This window comes from Pseudoalteromonas sp. Isolate3, assembly GCF_022398505.1.
GTDB classification, from domain to species: Bacteria; Pseudomonadota; Gammaproteobacteria; order Enterobacterales; family Alteromonadaceae; genus Pseudoalteromonas; species Pseudoalteromonas apostichopi.
On sequence record NZ_JAKEVN010000084.1, the window covers coordinates 1 to 19,403 of the forward strand.

The window sequence follows — 19,403 nt, forward strand, 5'->3', positions numbered from 1 at the left end:
CTCCAAAGCAAAACGCTTATTTAGTTTTTAGAATAAATTATTCTTGATGTTAATGGGTTTTTAAATATAAATACAGTCTTTTTTTGCTACCCTAGCGGTTTTTCTGCATGACTGCAAAAAGCTAAGTTAGATCACCAAATAGGGCTGATATGCTTAAATAACCAAACCTTTATGCTGATGAAAATGCTTGAAGATGATAATTTATCAATTTAATGGGTCGCTTTTTAGTACAATTTAAAGTAATAATATATTCCATAATCATCAGCGTAACTATGACAAGCCTGGGGGCGAGATGGCTTTAACAAGATTGCACGCATTCAAACAGCAAATTGCACCTTTTTTACCAGAGTCTGCATTAATAGAAGATTACTCGCGCCGTTATGCGTATGGAACAGATGCAAGCTTTTATCGATTAATTCCTGAGTTAATTGTATTAGTTAGCAATCAAAATCAAGCACGACAAGTGATCATTGCTGCAAACGAGCAACAAATACCTATCACATTTCGAGCTGCAGGGACGAGTTTATCTGGGCAAGCAATTACAGATTCGGTATTGGTTTTATTGTGCGATAGTTGGAGCAAGTTTGAGATTATTGATGATGCCGATGCAATACGCTTACAACCGGCGATCATCGGCGCTAGAGTGAATCAAGTATTAGCCCCGTTTGGTAAAAAAATTGGCCCTGATCCCGCTTCAATTAATAGTTGCAAAATAGCGGGGATGGCGGCAAATAATTCATCGGGTATGTGTTGTGGGGTGGCGCAAAACAGCTACCATACAGTAAAAGATATGACCCTAATTTTTGCCGATGGCACTGTGCTTAATACGGCTGATAACCAAAGCTGTAACGCCTTTTTGCAAAGCCATAGTAGCTGGGTTGATGAGCTAATGAACCTTGTTGATAGCGTAAAGCAGAACCCAGATTTGAGTGAACGCATCGCCCATAAATATCGTTTAAAAAATACCACAGGTTATGGCTTAAATGCGTTACTGGATTTTTCTGATCCAATCGAAATCATTAAACATTTAATTATTGGCTCTGAGGGTACGTTAGCTTTTATCGCAGATATTACCTACCACACAGTGGTCGAGCATAAGTATAAACACACAGGTTTTTTTATCTTTGACGATATCAGTAAGGTTTGTGAGCTGGTACAAAGACTGAGTGAACTTGATGTTGCTGCGGTTGAGCTACTTGATAAACGTGCCCTGATGTCGGTGTCTGAACATGCCATAATGCCAAAAGAAGTGACCAACTATCCAGAGCAATCAGCGGCACTTTTAATTGAGTTAAGAGCTGAAAATGCAGAGGCTCTTGATGCACTTACTAAGATCACCGAGCAACTTCTTGCTCAGTTTAAGCAAAGCCAGCTGGCAGCGATTGAGTTTTCTGCTGACAGTGCTCGTAATGCAGCACTTTGGAATATCCGCAAAGGAACGTTTCCTGCGGTTGGCGCGGTGCGTGAAACTGGCACTACAGTGATTATTGAAGATGTCGCCTTTGCTCTTGATAAATTAGCTGAGGGCGTAAATGCGCTGCATCAATTATTTATTAAATATGGCTATGACGAAGCCATTATTTTTGGTCATGCACTGGCCGGAAACCTGCATTTTGTATTTACTCAAGCCTTCGACACACACGAGCAAGTAAGCCGTTACGAGCAATTTATGGCTGATGTGGCGAACTTAGTGGCAGTTGAACTAAAAGGGTCATTAAAAGCAGAGCATGGCACAGGTCGTAACATGGCTCCGTTTGTTGCCACCGAATGGGGAGATGATGGCTTCTCGGTGATGGTTGCGCTTAAAGCATTATTCGATAAGCAGAATATTCTCAACCCTGGGGTTATTATTAATCACGACAAAAATGCTCACACTCAGCATTTAAAAGTCATGCCAAAAAGTGATGATATTATTGACACCTGTATTGAGTGTGGCTTTTGCGAAGTGGTTTGCCCATCAAAAGGGCTTACCTTAACACCTAGGCAGCGTATTACTTTATGGCGGCACCGCACCGAATTACACAATCAATTGCTAACAACCGATGATTTAGCGAGTAAGCAGAAGTTAAATCAAAAGCTCAGTGTTATCGAGGCCGACTTTAAATACCTTGGTATTGATTCGTGCGCAGCAACCGGTCTTTGCGGACTTAAATGCCCAGTGGGGATAAACACGGGCGAATTTATAAAATCACTCAGAGCAGAGAAAGCCTCATCAAACAAGGTAGCGCGGTCATTATCACGCTTTGCCAGCAAGCATTTTGCGGTTGTCGCCTCTGGTGCTCGGTTTGGCTTATCCGTCATGCAGGTGCTAGAAAAAGCAATTGGCAGCAGTAACTTAAGAAACCTGAGTAAACCTGCTAATAAGTTGCTTGGTACACCGCTATATTATTCGGCATGGCCAAGGGCCGAGCAGCCAATTAATAGAAAACGTCAACAACCCCAACAAGCGAAAAAGTTAGTTTATATGCCAAGCTGCGCAAGCCGGGTTTTTGCGGCCGATAAACTTGCCGATGATAAGCGTCCACTGCTTGATGTAATCTTTTCATTAGCTGCAAAAGCAGGCTATGAAGTGGTGATACCTAAACAAGCTGATTCACTATGCTGCGGTATGCCATTTGCTAGTAAAGGTTTTAATCAAGAGTCTAAAAATAAAAGTGAGCAATTACTTACTAAGCTCGAGGCGCTTTCAAATAATGGCCTGTATCCAATCGTTTTTGATGCCAGCCCCTGTGCGCTCACCACCCTTAATGCTGCGCAAAATACTGCACTCAAAATTTACGAAAGTGCCGACTTTGCAGCTCAGTACTTACTGCCTAATTTGCAAGTAACGCCTGTGAATGAGCCTGTGATGCTCCATGTTACCTGTAGCTCAAAGCGATTAGGTAAAGAGCAAAGCCTAGTATCACTTGCCAAGGCATGTAGTAATGAGGTAATTATTCCAGCCGATATTGAGTGTTGTGGTTTTGCTGGTGATAAGGGTTTTAACTTGCCAGAACTCAATAGCAACGCGCTAAAAACCCTTAAACAACAAGTGCCAAAAAATTGTAGTCGCGGCGTATCTAATAGCCGTAGCTGCGAAATTGGTTTAACTGAGCACAGTGGCATTAGTTATCAGTCAATTTTGTATCTACTCGATAAGCAAAGCCATGCAATACCACAGGCATAATTGCTGAACAGATGAGCCAGTTGCTGACTGGCTCATCTGTTCAAAGACTAAACCTTCCAAAAAATGCCTTTGCGGTAGCAGCTGAACATCACAATATAAGACACTGCTAAAAACAGCAGCGAAAATATAAAAGATGCCAAATAATCATCACTGATCGCTAATTGTATAAGACCATAAACATTGCCTTTTAAACTGCTATCGCCGAGCGGGATCATAATTAATAGCCGTGCAAACACGCCTGCAAACATAAAAAATAATATCGCATTAGCACCAAAAACAATAAATGGAGCACTCCAGCTGCGCAGCTTATAAATATCTAAAATAGTACTGCATAAAGCATAAAAAATCGCAGCAAGCCCTGAGCTGAGTAACACATAGCTAGGAGTCCATAATGCTTTATTGATAGGCGTTATTGGCGAAATAGCATAGCCGGCAATAACGCTTAATATGCCTGCTAAGATTAGTGTACGTGCTTGCTTTTTAAGGTCGAGTTGTTTGGTTAAGTAAACTGCAGTCAAAATGCCGCTGAGCGCACTCGCAATCGCAGGAAGAGTTGAGAACAGCCCTTCAGGATCAAATGGCAGTGGCTTAGCATTGGCATAATACAGGTGATGACTACCAAGTACGGTGTTGTCTATGAAAGCACTTAAGTTATTGCCATGTAACCATAAGCCACTCACTACCTCGCCGTTTGGCAAGGTATACGGGATATAAAGCATGGCGGCGCCATAAAATAATAAAAGAGCGATGCAAGTAATGGCTATTTTTTTCGGCGATAAATAGAGGTAACAACACAGGGCTGCTAAATACACCAAACCGATGCGTTGTAGCACACCCAACACGCGCAGTTGCAATAATTTGTCATCAACCCAGCTAAAAGAAGGGTCTTGAAAATTGTAATAAAACAAGGCTAAAAACCAACCCAGCACAATAAGTTTAATGGTGCGAATAACACCTGCTTTTAATATTTGTTGATCACTTACCCCTTTACCACGCAGGTTATTTACAGATAGCGTAATAGACATGCCGACAATAAAAATAAAAAAGGGAAAAATTAAATCGGTAGGTGTCCAGCCATGCCAGTCTGCATGTTTCAACGGCCAATACATAGCGCTCCAGCTGCCCGGGTTGTTCACTAAGATCATGGCAGTAATAGTCAAGCCCCGCATTACATCTAACGCCATAAGTCGATGTGAAGGGAGTTTATTGATGATTTCAGCACAGTGTTGACGCATAGGAAAACTTTATTGTTATTTTGTTTTTATAGTGTAATAAATTATTACATCAAAGCAAGCTGCTTTTGAACAATATAAATCGCATGTATTAGCCATTCTTTTAACTGTCTTAAGTTTATAGTTTATTAAATTCAACATGTTAAATAACGAAGGTTGCTGGTAAGAGGCTTTGATGCCGTTCATGTTTAACGAGTGCTTGGTAGCTGAAGTTATTAAACAAAGTTACTTTAATTAGAGTAATTGCACTCATTTATTTGCGCTAAATCAAATTATGACAAAAGTTTTATAGAGGTACACAAAACATCTTGCTAGTATAAAGGTATTAGATGTACCCGATATGGACTTTGGGCCCCATATGTGAGAAGTATCGTGCTTAAGAGTCTAAGTAAAGGTTTAAACCTACGTCGCTTAATTTTATTGTTAGCGTTTTCTGCAACGCTTATTACCTTTCTAAATAGTTATTACTCGAGCTACCAAGTTCAAAAGCAACAACTAATAGATAAAACCCTTAATAATCATAAGGCCTATGCCGCTAAGTTGGTGTCGGCGACCGATAACTTTTTACTGGCTGCTCAGCAACAACTTGCTTATGTCGGTAAAATTCTTGAGGATGATTTTAATAATCAAGGGTTAATTAATTCTGAGGTAGACAGGTTAAGACTACAAACCAATAGTTTTAATTCGACAATTATTGTTAATGCACAAGGCGATATTCTAGGTGTTTCGCCCAAGTCACTGAAACTACAAAACCGAAAAGTAGATAGTTTTGGTACTAAGGCAGCTTTGTCGTATCGGATTCCAATGATCAGTGAGCCGTATATTTCGATGGCAGGTAATTTACTGATCTTTATTTCGCAGCCATTATTTGACAAAAATAGCAATTTTATTGGTTATGTTGGCGGCACCCTTTACTTGAAGCGGACCAGTATTTTAAATGAATTGCTGCAAGTTCATTACTATCAAGACGGTTCCTATCTGTATGTGGTTGATGAAAATCATCGCTTACTTTATCACCCTGATAAAAGCCGAATTGGTGAGCAAGTATATGATAACCAAGTAATTGATGAGGTATTAAAAGGTAACTCAGGCACACAGATTGTTACCAACAGCAAAGGCGTTGGAATGCTTGCCGGTTACGCGCCAATGACAGTTGCCTCTTGGGGGGTAGTCACTCAGCGCCCGCTTGAAAACACCCTTGCACCGCTTGATGACTTAATGTGGCAAGTGTTTGTAAAGACAGCCCCAATTGGTTTACTTACATTTGTGTTTATTTGGGTATTAGCACGTTTAATTTCACAGCCATTAAGGCAATTAGCTGAGACTGCAAATACCTTAGATCGCCCTTCAACGTCACTAGAGTTGACACAAATCCGCTCATGGTATTTTGAAAGTAATGAGTTAAGAAAAGCCATGTTAAAAGGAGTGGGGCTACTACAAAGTAAAATAGGTTTATTGCGCCAAGAAGCGCAAACAGACCCATTAACTAACCTGCACAATCGCCGTAGCCTTGATATACAAATTAATCATTTTATAGCTCAGCGTTGTCCTTTTGCTGTGTTGGCTATCGATATCGACCATTTTAAACGAGTGAACGATGAGTTTGGTCATGACATTGGTGATGTGGTACTACAGTCGTTAGCTAAAATTTTGTTAGATGTCACTCGTGATAGTGATGTGGTTGCCCGTACAGGCGGTGAAGAGTTCATTGTGATCATGCCAAGAGTCGAAGCAAAACGAGCGTATCAACTCGCTGAACGTTTGCGTATGCGGGTGTCCGAAAGCTACATTGACCCTGTTGGCTGCATTAATGTATCGATTGGTATTTCAGGCTGGCCAATCGAGCAATTAAACATTGATGAAGTATTTAAACTTGCCGACCAAGCTTTATACCAGGCTAAAAAGACGGGTCGCAACCGATCAGTTGTAGATGCATTATATAGCCAAAATATTACTCCTGTTTCTGAGTCTTTAATCTTGGAATAAGTTATTTAATGTGCAATAGTGAGTGGTATTAAGTTATTTACGAGAAATTAAAATGGCATTCACTATGTTGGCACGTTTAACTATCCCCTCTTCTTTGCTAAGTATAGCGCTTATTAGCACAAGCACTGCTTATGCAAACCCAAGCGATGATAAGCGAAGTGAATTTGTGGATGTAGGTGCTTTACTTCCTAATGCCGTGTTAGATATTCGTTATTTTGGTCATCATAACTTTGTAGGCAAACCTGTTGATGGCTACAACGCGCCTAAATGCTTATTGCATAATAGCGCTGCTGCCGCTCTTAAAAATGTGCAAACAGCAGCTCAAACACAAGGCCTTAATTTAAAAATCTTTGATTGTTACCGCCCACAGCGCGCCGTTGACCACTTTGTGCGTTGGGTTAACGATTTAGAGGATACAGGTACTAAAGCTGAGTTTTATCCAAACTTAGGCAAAGACAAGCTGCTTGGTGATTACATCGCAGCTAAATCGGGCCATAGTCGTGGTTCAACGATTGATTTAACGTTAGTCGATACAAAAGGCAAAGAGCTTGATATGGGCTCACCGTTTGATATGTTCGATACCCTTTCTAATACCGACGATCCGCGTATTAATGCAGAGCAAAAAGCAAATAGGTATAAACTAAAAACCCTTATGACAGATGCCGGGTTCGCCCCATATTCAATGGAGTGGTGGCACTTCACTTATCAACCTCAAGCATACCCAGCCACCTATTTTGACTTTGTGGTGGAGTAGTAAGTTAGCGAGTTACGAGGGGAAAGAGTAAAGTTAGCGAGTTTCGAGGTAGCAGCGATTTTACATCGCGTCCTAGAGCCTAGGGCCTAGAACCTAGCGCATGATGGCGCGGGATAAACCCGCTGCTACAAGTAGGCGTGAAACTTGTTTCGCGCGTCTGACGGCTGATAGCAGAAGGCTGAGAGCTCCTGTCCTACATCACTTCTTTAATCGGTGAATAATCAATTTTAATTTCAACAACATCTACGTTGGCATTTTGTTTAAAAGCGTTTTGTACTTTTAATAAATCAGTGTTTTTATCTGCAATGTATCGATAATTTTTGTTGGTCATTTTTTTCAGTGTGTATTGGCTGCTAAGCTCTATTGGTAAACTGTTTTCTTTTAGAGTTAAATAAATTGCCCCAGTAGCGATGCCGCGCTCTTGCATTGCATGATTAAAGACTTCTGTGCCTTTGACTAAATTAGGCGCATCAAAGGTAATTTTTTCGCCATTATTACTAAAAGCGTTAGTAGATTTTTGTTTGTTGATTTCGACTGCTTTTTTAACATCTTTAACTAAAACTTGTTCTTTTTGTGAACTGGTCGTTGGCTGTTGTGCTGTATTTTGCTCGCTTATTTCATTTTTTTGACAGCCTGATACTAGTACTAATGCTAGTGTAAGTGCTTGTATCTTAATTGTTTGATTCATTATGTTCCTGCTTGTTTGTTACTTTTTTTTACAATTAATTCTGTTTTTTAATTGCCATATTGGGTACATTGGCCTCGGTTATGATTGTTAACCGAAAATAAAAATATAACAATAGGGAACGTAAGGAATGTCTCAATTTAAAGTAACAGCTGTTGCTACCATGGTAACGGCTATCCTGGCATCATCTCAATTACAGGCAAGTGAACAAACTCGCTTCTATAATGCCTCAAGTGTTAGCTCGCAAGTACAATTTAATCCTCAAGTATCTCAGCAACGTGCATTAGCTGAGCGTCGCACAGTATCGGGTCATAAATCTATTTTCGATGCGCAATTAGGTAAAGCCACGTTCCTATGGAATGCAGTAGGTCAAGCTAAGCCAGATATGGCTATGGTGCTTCCTGAGCAACGCAATGCCTATGCCGCAGATTTTTATTTAAATGCCTTAACTGGCGTTAGCACAGCTAAAAAAGGTGTATCAAGCGCTGTATTAACAGATTTATCTGAACAAAAGCTTGGTTCAATCACTGCTAAATACAAGCAAAAAGTACATGACATTGAAGTATTCAACCGTGAATACAACCTGATCATGGACAAAGAGTACAACCTAGTTGCAGGTTCTGGTTACTTCGCTAATACAAGCTCAAACGCAACACAATCATTTGCACCTTTAGCTGACTTTGTAGGCGCTGAGCAAAGTATCAAGCGTGCTATTAAAGAGCTTGCAGATATCAATGTATCGCTAACTAAGTCAACTGAGCAAGGCGACTATGTTAAATACAATGTGTCTAACCAAAATGGTGACAAAGTTGTATTAGGTCAGCCACGTGCTAAGAAAGTATTCTTCGAAGTAGCGGGTGAGTTGCAATCTGCATACTATGTTGAAGTAGAAGTAGCTGACAAAAATAGCCTAGAAAGCGATTACTTCAGTTATGTTATTGGCGCGCAAAACAACAAAGTTTACTTCAAGAAAGACTTAAAAGCTCACGCGGCAGATTTTAACTACCGTGTTTGGGCTGATGAAGATGGTTACCCGTGGGAAGGTCCACACGGTGACGTAATCCCAGCTGATGGCCCTGATCAAGTTGATGAAACAGAAATCCTTGATGCACCACTTGTAAGCTTATCTTATTACAAAAAATTAAGCACGATGGATCCGTGGCTTGCTGATGATGCTACAACAACATCAGGTAACAACGTATTTGCTTATGCTGATGTTATCGCACCTCAAGGTTACACAGAAGGTGACTTCACTGCAGAAACAACATCAGATTACACATTCGATTACCCTTACCGAGTTGATCAAGTAGCAAACAGCTACGACAACCGTAAAGCGGCGATCGTTAACTTGTTCTACATGAACAACTTCTTACACGATTTTTTCTATGATCATGGTTTTGACGAAACATCAAATGTTGCGCAAGTATCTAACTACGGTCGTGGTGGTGTTGAAGGCGATCCAATCGAAGCGCAAGCACAAGATAATAGCGGTTTAAACAACGCGAACATGTCTACGCCTGCTGACGGTGCAAGCCCACGCATGCAAATGTATCTATACAACTCAAAAGACGCAAAAGTAGGCGTTGACTACGGTGTGGTTGTAACATCTGATGCAACGATTGGTCTTCTAGAATCTTCTAAAGTATCTGGCTTTGGTCAAATGCAATTTGCTGATATCGCAGGGGAAGTTGTTCGTCTAGTTGACGGTAATAACGTAGATTCTGGTAGCGTAAACGATGGTTGTGAACCTGCAACAAATGCAGCAGAACTCGCTGGCAAAATTGCGCTTGTAGATCGTGGTTCTTGTAACTTCACAGCAAAAGTACTACACGCACAAGAAGCCGGTGCAATTGGTGCAATCGTTGTAAACAACAACCCAGATACGGATGAGCCAGCGCCAATGGGCGGTGAAGACGATGCAGTTATCATTCCTAACATGGGTCTGAACTATGCTGACGGTCATGCGCTTTACGATGGTATCGCTGCAGGCGAAACTGTCACTGTTAACATGTTCAATAAAGCAACGTTAAAAGACGGTACTTTAGATAACGGTATTATTGCTCACGAATGGGGTCACTATATCAGTAACCGCTTAGTGGGTAACTCATCAGGCCTTATCAACTTCCAGGGCCGCGCGATGGGTGAAGGTTGGGGTGATTTCCACTCTCTAATGTTCATTGCTAAAGCAGGTGACATTAACATCCCTGGTAACGACAAGTTCCAAAAAGCATACGGTAGCGGTACTTTCGTAGAAGACTTCTACTACGGTATTCGTCGTGTTCCATATTCTACCAATATGGAAGTAAACCCATTGTCTTTCCGTCACATTACTGAAAATGCTGGTGATGATGTAGGTATTTCACCAACAAGTGTTGCTTCACCACACGCAGCAGGTGAAATTTGGGCAACTATGCTTTGGGAAAGCTATGTAGCGCTTATCAACGAGCACGGCTTTGAAGATGCTCAAAACCGTATGGCTAACTACTTAGTTGCTGGTTACAAGCTGACTCCTGTTGCACCGTTATACACAGAAGCACGTGATGCTATCTTAGCTGCAGCGTATGCTGTAGACCCAGAAGATTACAAACTAATCTTAGGTGCATTTGCTAAGCGTGGTATGGGCTTAGGAGCTAAAGCACCAGAGCGTTTCAGTGAAGATTTAACAGGTGTTGTTGAATCAGACAAAATGAAACTTGCTAGCTTCACATTTAAAGATGTGGCAATGAATGCAAACTACAACGGTGCTGAGTTAGGTTATTGTTCAAACGATAACGTGCTAGATAAAGGTGAAACAGGTACATTAACTGTTAGCATCATGAACACAGGTAGTGAAGTACTGACTGGCACACAAGCTCAGTTAACGGTTGTAAGTGGCCACGATGTAACTTTCGAAAATGATGGTTTAATCACATTCGACGATACAAACCCATATGCTTCACAAACAAGCGCGCCGATTACTTTCACGTTAAATGATGCTGACACTGCGGATACACTTAAAATCGAAGTGTCATTCCCTGAGCTTTCTGCTGATGACGAAATTGTTGAAGCAGCAAGCGATACAGTATCTTACCTTGTGAATATGGACTTTGAAGATAAAGCACCAGTTAGCTCACAAACGGCAGACGATATGGAAGTAGCAGGTGCATCATTACGTGATTGGAAAGAAAACGTAATGACAGGTGATGACTTAGCTGTTGGCACGCAAAGCATGGCAACCGGCGGTAATGTTAACTTCTTCAACAGCTTTGGCTTCGGTCTTGGCGAGCAAACAATGTACCTAAACAACAATGACTTCCAGTCTGATGTTGCGGTTGAATCAAGAGAGTTTGATATCGGTTTTGCTGGTGACTTTGAAGTTTCATTCTGGCACTTCTACCTAATCGAAAACGAATGGGATGGTGGTGTTGTAGAAATCAGCGTAAACGGCGGTAACTGGGTAGATGTTACTGAGATGGGCGGTACTTTTGATGTAGGTTACGATGGCCCACTAATCGAAAACGACGCGCAAGCACTACAAGATCGCGATACCTTCACAGGTAACAATGTTGATGGTAACGGTGTTTATGGTAACTACGAAACAATTCGTTTCGGTACTGAACTAAACGGTAACCGTGCAAAATTACGTTTCCGTATGTCATCAGACAGCGCAGTACGTGAGTTCGGCTGGTGGATTGATAACGTTACGGTAAGCAACGTGACTTCACCAATCTTCTCAAACGTGATTGCTGGTGATGCATTAGCATGTGATAACGCATTACCATTACTTTCTGTATCGGGTGATGAGTCAGTTTCTGAGTCTGCTTCAGGCACATTAACTGCAACAGCTACAGACCGTAATGATGACGCACTAAGCTACACGTGGACGCAACTCAGCGGTACAACTGCAACATTAACTGGTGCTGATACAGCTACTTTAGGCTTCACGCCAGGCGCTATCTCAAGCGATGACGAGTTGGTATTTGAAGTAACAGTTAATGATGGTACAGACTCTGTATCAGAGCAATTCACTGTTGCTGTAACTAACGAAGCTGAGCCAGTAGAAGAGAAGAAAGTGACTAAATCTAGCAATGGTAGCTTTGGTTTCTTAACACTACTACTTGCACCATTAGCGCTTATCGGCCGTCGCCGTAAACGTAAATAATAACGTTAAATAGTGATAACAAAGCCCTTACAGCTTGCTGTAAGGGCTTTTTTGTTTTTAAGTTAGCGAGTTTCGAAATGTGAGGTAGCAGCGATTTTACATCGCGTCCTAGAGCCTAGTACCTAGCACCTCATGACGCGGGATAAACCCGCTGCTACAAGTAGGCGTGAAACTTGTTTCGCGCGTCTGACCGCTGATAGCTGAAGGCTGACCGCTCCTTTTGCTATCGTTGCGGGGTTATCAATACTCGATAACCCCACATTTCTGACTTACAGCTTAGAGCTTAAAGCTCAAGGTAAGCTATTGAACCGTTGCTTTTAGGCCGCGGCGTTTTAATAACGCTGAAGTGTCCGGCTCTTGACCACGGAACGCTTTGAACGATTCCATCAGGTCACGGGAGTTACCGACTTCTAAAATTTCTTTACGGTATTTTTCACCCATTTCGCGAGTTAAACCACCTTGTTCTTGAACATAAGCAAAGGCGTCTGCCGCTAAGATTTCACTCCACATGTAAGCGTAGTAACCCGCTGAGTAACCGCCGCCCATTGAGTGCGAGAAGAAGGCTGACTTATAACGTGGTGGTACAAATGGTACATCAACACCATGTTTAGCAAGCGCTTGTTGCTCAAACTTTTCAATGTCTTGTAATGGAGCATCAGCAGAAAGTGAATGCCATTCCATATCAAGTAGTGCAGCTGCAACGTACTCTAGGGTATCAAAACCTTGGTTAAAGCTACGCGATTGAATTACTTTTTTCAGTAGCTCATCAGGAATTGGCTCGCCGGTTTTATGGTGTTTTGCATAGTTAGCGATAACTTCAGGGTACATTGCCCAATCTTCTTCAAATGTTGATGGGAACTCAACGAAGTCGCGTGATACTGAGGTGCCAGATAGAGTAGGGTACTTCACGTTTGAGAACATGCCGTGTAAGCCATGACCTAGCTCGTGGAAAATCGTTGTTGCTTCATCATAGCTGATAAGCGTAGGTTCGCCATTCGCGCCTTTTTGAATGTTCATAACGTTTACAACAACAGGCTTTTGTTCTTTAAGGCCAGATTGTTTAACGAATGAGCTCATCCATGCACCGCCACGCTTGCCTTCACGAGCGAAGTAGTCAGCAAAGAAAATGGCTAAGCTCTTACCATTTTCATCAAATAACTCATAGGCTTTTACATCTGGGTGATATACCGGAATATCGTTACGTGGTTTAAAGGTGATGCCGTATAAACGGTTCATGGTGAAGAATACGCCGTCTTCTAGAACGCGGTTGAACTCGAAGTATTCTTTCACTGCATTTTCGTCAAGGTTGTATTTATCTTTACGAACTTGCTCTGCGTAGAATAACCAATCCCATGGCTGTAATTTGAATTGCTCGCCTGATTCATCAATCTTAGCTTGAATTGCAGCGGCCTCAGCGTTTACGTTTTGCATTAATGCAGGGATCATGCTCGCAAACATATCAAATACAGCTTGTGGTTTTTTCGCCATTTGTGACTCTAAACCAAAATCAGCCCAGCTGTCGTAACCTAATAGCTTCGCTTTTTGAGCACGTAACTGAGCAAGCTGTGCCACGATCTCACGGTTACTATTTTCGCCCGATAATGCGCGCTCAGCCGATGCACGCCATACTTTTTCACGTAAATCACGGTTTTTCAGTGTTGCCAAAATTGGCTGACGCGTGGTGTTTGTGATTTTAATTAGGTATTGACCTGGGTGGCCTGCTTCTGCTGCGGCATTGGCGAGTTGTTCAATTTGACCTGCTGGTAAGCCTTCAAGCTCTGCTTTGTCATCCACTAAAACAACATTTGTTTTAGTCAGTGCTAATAAGTTTTGTGAGAACTGAGTTGTTAAGCTTGAGTGCTTCGTATTGATATCACGAATTTGTTGTTTTTGCTCTGCACTTAATTTTGCACCTGCACGCACAAAACGTTTGTAGTAAACGTCTAATAAACGTTTTTCTTCAGCAGTTAAGGCAAGGTTGTCAGCTTCGCTGTGAATAGCGGCTACTTTTTCAAAGAGTGCTTTATTTAAGAAAATATTGTCGCTATGAGCAGCTAGTTTTGGCGCTAATTCTTTTTGTAATTCACGACGAGCCGGGTTTGAGTCAGTACCTGCTAGGTTATAAAAAATACTGCGTGTGCGAGTCAGTAGCTCACCACTTTTCTCAAGAGCAACAATGGTGTTAGCGAAATCAGGCTTTGCTGGGTTATTGATGATAGCTTGTACTTCAGCCATTTGCTCAGCCATACCTTTATTAAAAGCAGGCATAAAGTGCTCATCTTTAATCGCACTGAAATCAGGCGTTTCGTATTGTAATACGCTTTTTACAAACAGTGGGTTAGCTTGCTCTGCGGCAGCAGCTGGTGCTGATTGTTCTGATTTAGGCGTTGATGTTGTCGTTTGTGGTTCTGAACAGGCTGTGAGTAACAGCGCTGAACTGATCGCGGTTGCGATTAGGTGTTTCATAGTATTTCTCTTGTCATTTTTAAAATTAAATTGTGTCGATATACCCTTGCACATACGCTTTATAAGCTCTTGATTTGAAAAGCGGTTAAAACGAATTACAAAAATGCACTCATATGGGGTAGGTATCAGCATGTGATCAATGAGCCCAGCATACTGTGTCTTATTACAATTGACCTCATACGTTGCGATAAGGTGATTATTGGCTGCGATAAGCTGTTAAAATTCTCTAAGATCGGAAAGCGGCTTATTACTTAGCAGCTTAAATAGCCCGATAAAATGATCTTTTTGACTCATAACAGTTACCAAATAAAAACTTTATGGTATGTTATATTGTAACATATAAATCTGCAATCAATCTTGCCATGGAGTGCATTTTTTTACGATAAGTTGCAAATGTTGCTGAATAAGCAAGGAGCAGTATGGCTATCATAATCAAACATGCGAGCGTAGTTAATGAAGGACAGCGGAAAACAAACGATATAAAAATAGTCGATAAACGAATTGTTCTAATCGATTCTGATATCACTGCAAAGGCCAATGATCAGGTGATTGATGCAAGCGGCCTGTTGCTATTACCTGGCATGATTGACGATCAAGTTCACTTCAGAGAGCCAGGCCTGACGCATAAAGGCACTATTGCCAGAGAGTCCGCCGCCGCAGTTGCGGGTGGCATTACAAGTTTTATGGAATTGCCCAATGTTTCACCGTCGACCACCACGGCAAAAGCTCTTGCAGATAAATACGCGATAGCAGCTCAGACTAGCGCTGCGAATTATGCGTTTTACTTTGGTGCAACCCCTGACAATCTTGAAGAAATTAAAGCCCTTGATACAAAAAAAGTTTGCGGCGTGAAAGTATTTATGGGGGCATCAACAGGCGATTTACTCGTTGAGCATCCGCATGCACTAGAAGCCATTTTTCGTGAAAGCCCAGTACTTATTGCAACCCATTGCGAGCAAGGCGAGGTTATTCAGCAAAATCAGCGCCGATTAGCAAAACGTTTTGGCGAACTACGTATCGAACATCATCCATTAATTCGTGATGAGTTAGCCTGTTATGCATCATCATCGTATGCGGTATCACTGGCAAAACGTTATGGTTCACAGCTACATGTTTTACACTTAACAACGGCAAAAGAGCTCGAACTATTTAGTAATGCCTCGATAGAGCAAAAGCACATAACCGCAGAAGCATGCGCGCATCATTTATGGTTTAACCAAGACGATTACGCACACTATGGCAATCAAATTAAATGTAATCCCGCCATAAAATCAGAGCAAGACCGCATAGCGCTGCTCGCAGCAGTGCGTGATGGTCGCATTGATATTATTGCCACCGACCATGCACCTCATACTTGGCAAGAAAAACAGCAACAATACAACGCTGCACCAGCAGGGCTTCCGCTCGTCGAGCATGCCTTATTAATGTTACTTGAACAGGTAAAACGCGGTACATTGAGCCTTGAGCAAATCGTTGAAAAAACAGCGCATAACGTGGCAAAGCGATTTGCTATTGAAGGCCGTGGCTTTATACGAGAGGGTTATTTTGCTGATTTAGTACTGGTTGACCCAAATGCAGAAAAGCACGTTGAGCACACAAACACTCATTACTTATGCCAATGGACGCCATTCAATGGCACTACTTTTTCAAACCGAATTACACATACCTTTGTAAATGGGGAGTGTGTCTTTGATGGGCAGTACGTATACCCGCACAAACAGGCTGCTATGGCCTTAACATTTAATCGTTAAAAGAAGTTGATATGCAATTACCCGATATTACCTCGCACTCTAATGTAGATTTTCAGTCGCCTTTAAAATGGGTCGGTATGGAAAAAATAGCATTGCCTTTGAAGCTTGCACAAACTCATGTTGATGTGCACCTTAATGCCAAAGCCGATGTGTTCGTTAGCCTTGATAGCGATGCTAAAGGCATTCATATGTCGCGTCTTTATTTACTACTTAATCAGCTATTGGCTAAACAAAGCTTAACGACTCAGCGTGTTAACGAGTTTATGGAGGCCGTTTTAGCATCACAAAAAGGCTTAAGTAAAGGCGCAAAACTGGTGCTGCATTTTGATTTACCCGAGCTAAAACCAGCATTACTTAGCGACAACGCTGGTTATAATGCTTACCCTGTTATTTTAACGATTACTAAGCAGCAATCGCTGATTATTAACTTAAAAGTAGATATTACCTACAGCAGCACTTGCCCGTGCTCAGCGGCATTGTCGAGGCAGCTTTTGAGCGAGGCGGTTGATAAACAATTTAACGATGCAGCGATTGATAAAGCATCATTCCTTAACTGGCTTGCAAGTGAACAGGGCTCAATTGCAACCCCTCATAGCCAGCGCTCTTATGCGTATGTCGATGTCACTTTTAGTAGTGAAAAGCTACCTGATATTGGCGGCTTTATCACAGTATGTGAGCAAGCTATAGGCACCCCAGTACAAACCGCCGTGAAGCGTGAAGATGAACAAGCATTTGCTGCTCTTAACGCAAAAAATTTACTGTTTTGCGAAGATGCAGCAAGGCGATTAAAGCAGTGCTTCGAAACAATGGATGTAATTACTGATTATCAGTTTAAAGTTGAGCATCAAGAAAGCTTACATGGCCATAATGCAGTGGTTCATGAGTCTAAATATTAGGCTCATGAAACCTGAGTGGTTTACAAATTTTGACATTAGCGGTCGCAAATTATTGCTATTCACTAGCACCATGATAATTATATGAGCGCTAAAAATGATAAACATAACAAAAAGGATGACTATGCGTTTTAAATTTATTGCTGCTGCAGTAGGTCTTGCTGTAGCAAATGTTGCTGTTGCCGACGAAGGCATGTGGCAACCTCACCAGCTACCGGAACTTGAATCTATATTAAAAGCGAAAGGTTTGAGCATTGATGTACAATCAATTTCAAAACTGACTGAGTTTCCGATGAACGCGGTAATTAGCCTTGGTGGCTGTACAGCTTCGTTTGTTTCTCCAAAAGGTTTAGTGGTAACTAATCATCACTGTGCTTATGGTTCGATTCAATATAACTCAACTACCGACAATAATATTTTAGAAAATGGCTTTTTAGCTAAGTCAACAGGTGAAGAAGTACCTGCTGCGCCGGGGTCTCGTGTTTATGTGACAGAACAAGTAACCGAAGTCACTGATAAAGTTAACCAAGGTACTGACCAGCTAACAGGTAAAGCACGTTTTGATGCTATTGAAGCAAATGAAAAAGCACTTGTTAGTGAATGTGAGCAAGATCCAAGCTATCGCTGTAATGTGTACACTTTCCATGGTGGTCTTGAGTATTACCTCATCAAATCACTAGAAATTAAAGATGTACGTTTAGCCTATGCGCCCGCTATGGGTGTGGGTAAATACGGCGGTGATATCGATAACTGGATGTGGCCGCGCCATACGGGTGATTTCTCGTTCTATCGCGCGTATGTTGGCAAAGATGGCAAGCCTGCTGAATATTCGGAAGACAACGTGCCGTACCAAAGTGATGCGTTTTTAAAAGTAAGTGCTAAAGGCGTACAAGAAGGCGATTTTGTGATGGTTACCGGTTATCCGGGTAGCACAAACCGTTACCGTATATCGCCTGAAGTTGACTACGTGTTTAATACAGCCTACCCATTAGCGCGTAAATATAATTCTAAATATGTTTCGTTAATTGAAGAAAATGCCCCAGAGGGTTCAGAGGCACGTATCGCTTACGAAAGCACGATTGCGGGTTACAACAATTACATTAAAAACTATGGCTCAATGATTGAGAGCTTTAACAAAGGTTCAATGTATAGCCGTAAGCAACAATTCGAAAAAGATCTCACAGCGTGGATCAATCAAGATAGTAAGCGCAAAGCTAAATACGGACATGTACTTGCTGATTTATCAGCGCTAGTTGCACAGTCGCAAAAGCATAACCAGCGCGACCGTATGTTAGGTTACGTACACCGCTCACAAATGATTTCAACTGCTCGACGTTTATATCGTTTAGCGTACGAAAAACAAAAGCCAGATGCTGAGCGCGAAAGCGGTTATCAAGAGCGTGATATGCCACGTATCGAGTCACGTTTAAAAAGCATGAGCCGTCGTTATGATGAAGCTGTTGATAAAGCAATATTGCTGTACTTTATTGAGCAGTATGCGGCATTACCAAAGGACCAACGTGTTGCAGAAGTTGATAAAGCGCTTGGTTTAACAAACGGTTTTGACAAGCAAAAACAACAAGCTTTACTTGATGAAATGTATGCTAAATCTGTTCTTGCTGATGAGAGTAAACGCTTATGGATGGCAGGCCTTGACCTTGCACAGTTAAAACAAAGTAGCGATCCTTTCATTCAGTACGCTCAGGCTATTTTTACTGCCACTAAAGATATAGAAGATGCGAAAAAAGAGCTGGCCGGTAAACAGCAAGCCGCTCGCCCTGCATTAATGGAAGCAATTATCGCTTATAACAAGGCACTTAATAAACCTGTTTATGCTGATGCGAACAGCACCCTACGTGTAACTTACGGCACGGTAGGCGGCTATTCACCGCAAGATGGCTTAGTGGCAACCCCCTTTACAACTTTAGAGGGACTGCTTGCTAAAAACACCGGTGTTGAACCATTCAACTCACCAGAAAAGCAAAATGAGTTAATTAAGCAAAAGCTTTATGGTGATTACACCGGCGGTATGAATACTGTTCCGGTTAACTTTTTATCAAATGTAGATACCACAGGTGGTAACTCAGGCTCACCAACGTTAAACGGTAATGCTGAACTGGTTGGTTTATTATTTGATGGTGTTTACGAAAGCATTATTGGTGATTGGGATTACGATGAAAACTTAAATCGCTCAATTCACGTTGATTCACGATACATGTTATGGGTGATGGATAAAGTTGATAATGCGCAAAATCTACTGAAAGAGATGACTATCGTTAAGTAATCTAAGTTTAACGTTAATTTAAGCATTAAAATGCCAGTCTAACAG

Annotated in this window: 10 protein-coding genes; 7 read left to right on the forward strand and 3 right to left on the reverse strand. The window is 41.6% G+C overall.

The annotated features are described in order from the left end of the window. The first annotated feature begins 292 nt into the window (after positions 1-292). Positions 293-3,166 carry an FAD-binding and (Fe-S)-binding domain-containing protein gene (locus tag L1D46_RS14870; RefSeq protein WP_130052995.1) on the forward strand — a complete coding sequence of 958 codons (2,874 nt, stop codon included), beginning with the start codon at positions 293-295 and terminating at the stop codon, positions 3,164-3,166. 47 nt (positions 3,167-3,213) lie between these two features. On the opposite strand, the gene L1D46_RS14875 is transcribed toward L1D46_RS14870, so the two are convergent. Further along, positions 3,214-4,401, reverse strand: coding sequence for a heparan-alpha-glucosaminide N-acetyltransferase domain-containing protein (locus tag L1D46_RS14875; RefSeq protein ID WP_130052994.1), 1,188 nt, complete (start codon positions 4,399-4,401; stop codon positions 3,214-3,216). 369 nt (positions 4,402-4,770) lie between these two features. Here L1D46_RS14875 and L1D46_RS14880 point away from each other — a divergent pair, with 369 nt between their 5' ends. Together L1D46_RS14880 and L1D46_RS14885 are read left to right on the forward strand one after the other, a co-directional pair. Continuing rightward, on the forward strand, positions 4,771-6,384 hold the full coding sequence (locus tag L1D46_RS14880; protein ID WP_205987953.1) for a sensor domain-containing diguanylate cyclase: 1,614 nt from the start codon (positions 4,771-4,773) through the stop codon (positions 6,382-6,384). 52 nt (positions 6,385-6,436) lie between these two features. Further along, positions 6,437-7,138: a M15 family metallopeptidase gene (locus L1D46_RS14885; protein WP_130052992.1), complete on the forward strand. Its 702-nt coding sequence runs from the start codon at positions 6,437-6,439 to the stop codon at positions 7,136-7,138. Between the two features lie 193 nt (positions 7,139-7,331). On the opposite strand, the gene L1D46_RS14890 is transcribed toward L1D46_RS14885, so the two are convergent. Next, positions 7,332-7,826, reverse strand: coding sequence for a hypothetical protein (locus L1D46_RS14890; protein WP_130052991.1), 495 nt, complete (start codon positions 7,824-7,826; stop codon positions 7,332-7,334). A gap of 127 nt (positions 7,827-7,953) precedes the next feature. On the opposite strand from L1D46_RS14890, the gene L1D46_RS14895 reads away from it, so the two are divergent. After that, positions 7,954-11,964 (forward strand): rhombosortase-dependent M36 family metallopeptidase, encoded by a 4,011-nt coding sequence (locus L1D46_RS14895; protein WP_130052990.1) that lies wholly within the window; start codon positions 7,954-7,956, stop codon positions 11,962-11,964. A 300-nt stretch (positions 11,965-12,264) separates the two neighbouring features. Here the strand turns inward: L1D46_RS14895 and L1D46_RS14900 are convergent, their stop codons facing one another. Then, positions 12,265-14,430 (reverse strand): M3 family metallopeptidase, encoded by a 2,166-nt coding sequence (locus tag L1D46_RS14900; protein ID WP_130052989.1) that lies wholly within the window; start codon positions 14,428-14,430, stop codon positions 12,265-12,267. A gap of 419 nt (positions 14,431-14,849) precedes the next feature. On the opposite strand from L1D46_RS14900, the gene L1D46_RS14905 reads away from it, so the two are divergent. From L1D46_RS14905 to L1D46_RS14915, 3 genes are all read left to right on the forward strand, one after another. Beyond that, entirely contained in the window at positions 14,850-16,181 is a 1,332-nt protein-coding gene (locus L1D46_RS14905; RefSeq protein ID WP_239977774.1) for a dihydroorotase, read from the forward strand. Positions 16,182-16,192: 11 nt separating this feature from the next. Continuing rightward, positions 16,193-17,077 (forward strand): GTP cyclohydrolase FolE2, encoded by an 885-nt coding sequence (gene folE2 / locus L1D46_RS14910; RefSeq protein ID WP_130052987.1) that lies wholly within the window; start codon positions 16,193-16,195, stop codon positions 17,075-17,077. Positions 17,078-17,198: 121 nt separating this feature from the next. Further along, positions 17,199-19,358 carry a S46 family peptidase gene (locus tag L1D46_RS14915; protein ID WP_130052986.1) on the forward strand — a complete coding sequence of 720 codons (2,160 nt, stop codon included), beginning with the start codon at positions 17,199-17,201 and terminating at the stop codon, positions 19,356-19,358. Positions 19,359-19,403: the final 45 nt, after the last annotated feature.

Bases quoted from the DNA above. Each gene is read 5' to 3' on its own strand.
- L1D46_RS14885 (WP_130052992.1), top strand. From the start codon at position 6,437: ATGGCATTCACTATGTTGGCACGTTTAACTATCCCCTCTTCTTTGCTA.
- L1D46_RS14900 (WP_130052989.1), bottom strand. From the start codon at position 14,430: ATGAAACACCTAATCGCAACCGCGATCAGTTCAGCGCTGTTACTCACA.
- L1D46_RS14870 (WP_130052995.1), top strand. From the start codon at position 293: ATGGCTTTAACAAGATTGCACGCATTCAAACAGCAAATTGCACCTTTT.
- L1D46_RS14905 (WP_239977774.1), top strand. From the start codon at position 14,850: ATGGCTATCATAATCAAACATGCGAGCGTAGTTAATGAAGGACAGCGG.
- L1D46_RS14875 (WP_130052994.1), bottom strand. From the start codon at position 4,401: ATGCGTCAACACTGTGCTGAAATCATCAATAAACTCCCTTCACATCGA.
- L1D46_RS14895 (WP_130052990.1), top strand. From the start codon at position 7,954: ATGTCTCAATTTAAAGTAACAGCTGTTGCTACCATGGTAACGGCTATC.
- folE2 (WP_130052987.1), top strand. From the start codon at position 16,193: ATGCAATTACCCGATATTACCTCGCACTCTAATGTAGATTTTCAGTCG.
- L1D46_RS14890 (WP_130052991.1), bottom strand. From the start codon at position 7,826: ATGAATCAAACAATTAAGATACAAGCACTTACACTAGCATTAGTACTA.
- L1D46_RS14915 (WP_130052986.1), top strand. From the start codon at position 17,199: ATGCGTTTTAAATTTATTGCTGCTGCAGTAGGTCTTGCTGTAGCAAAT.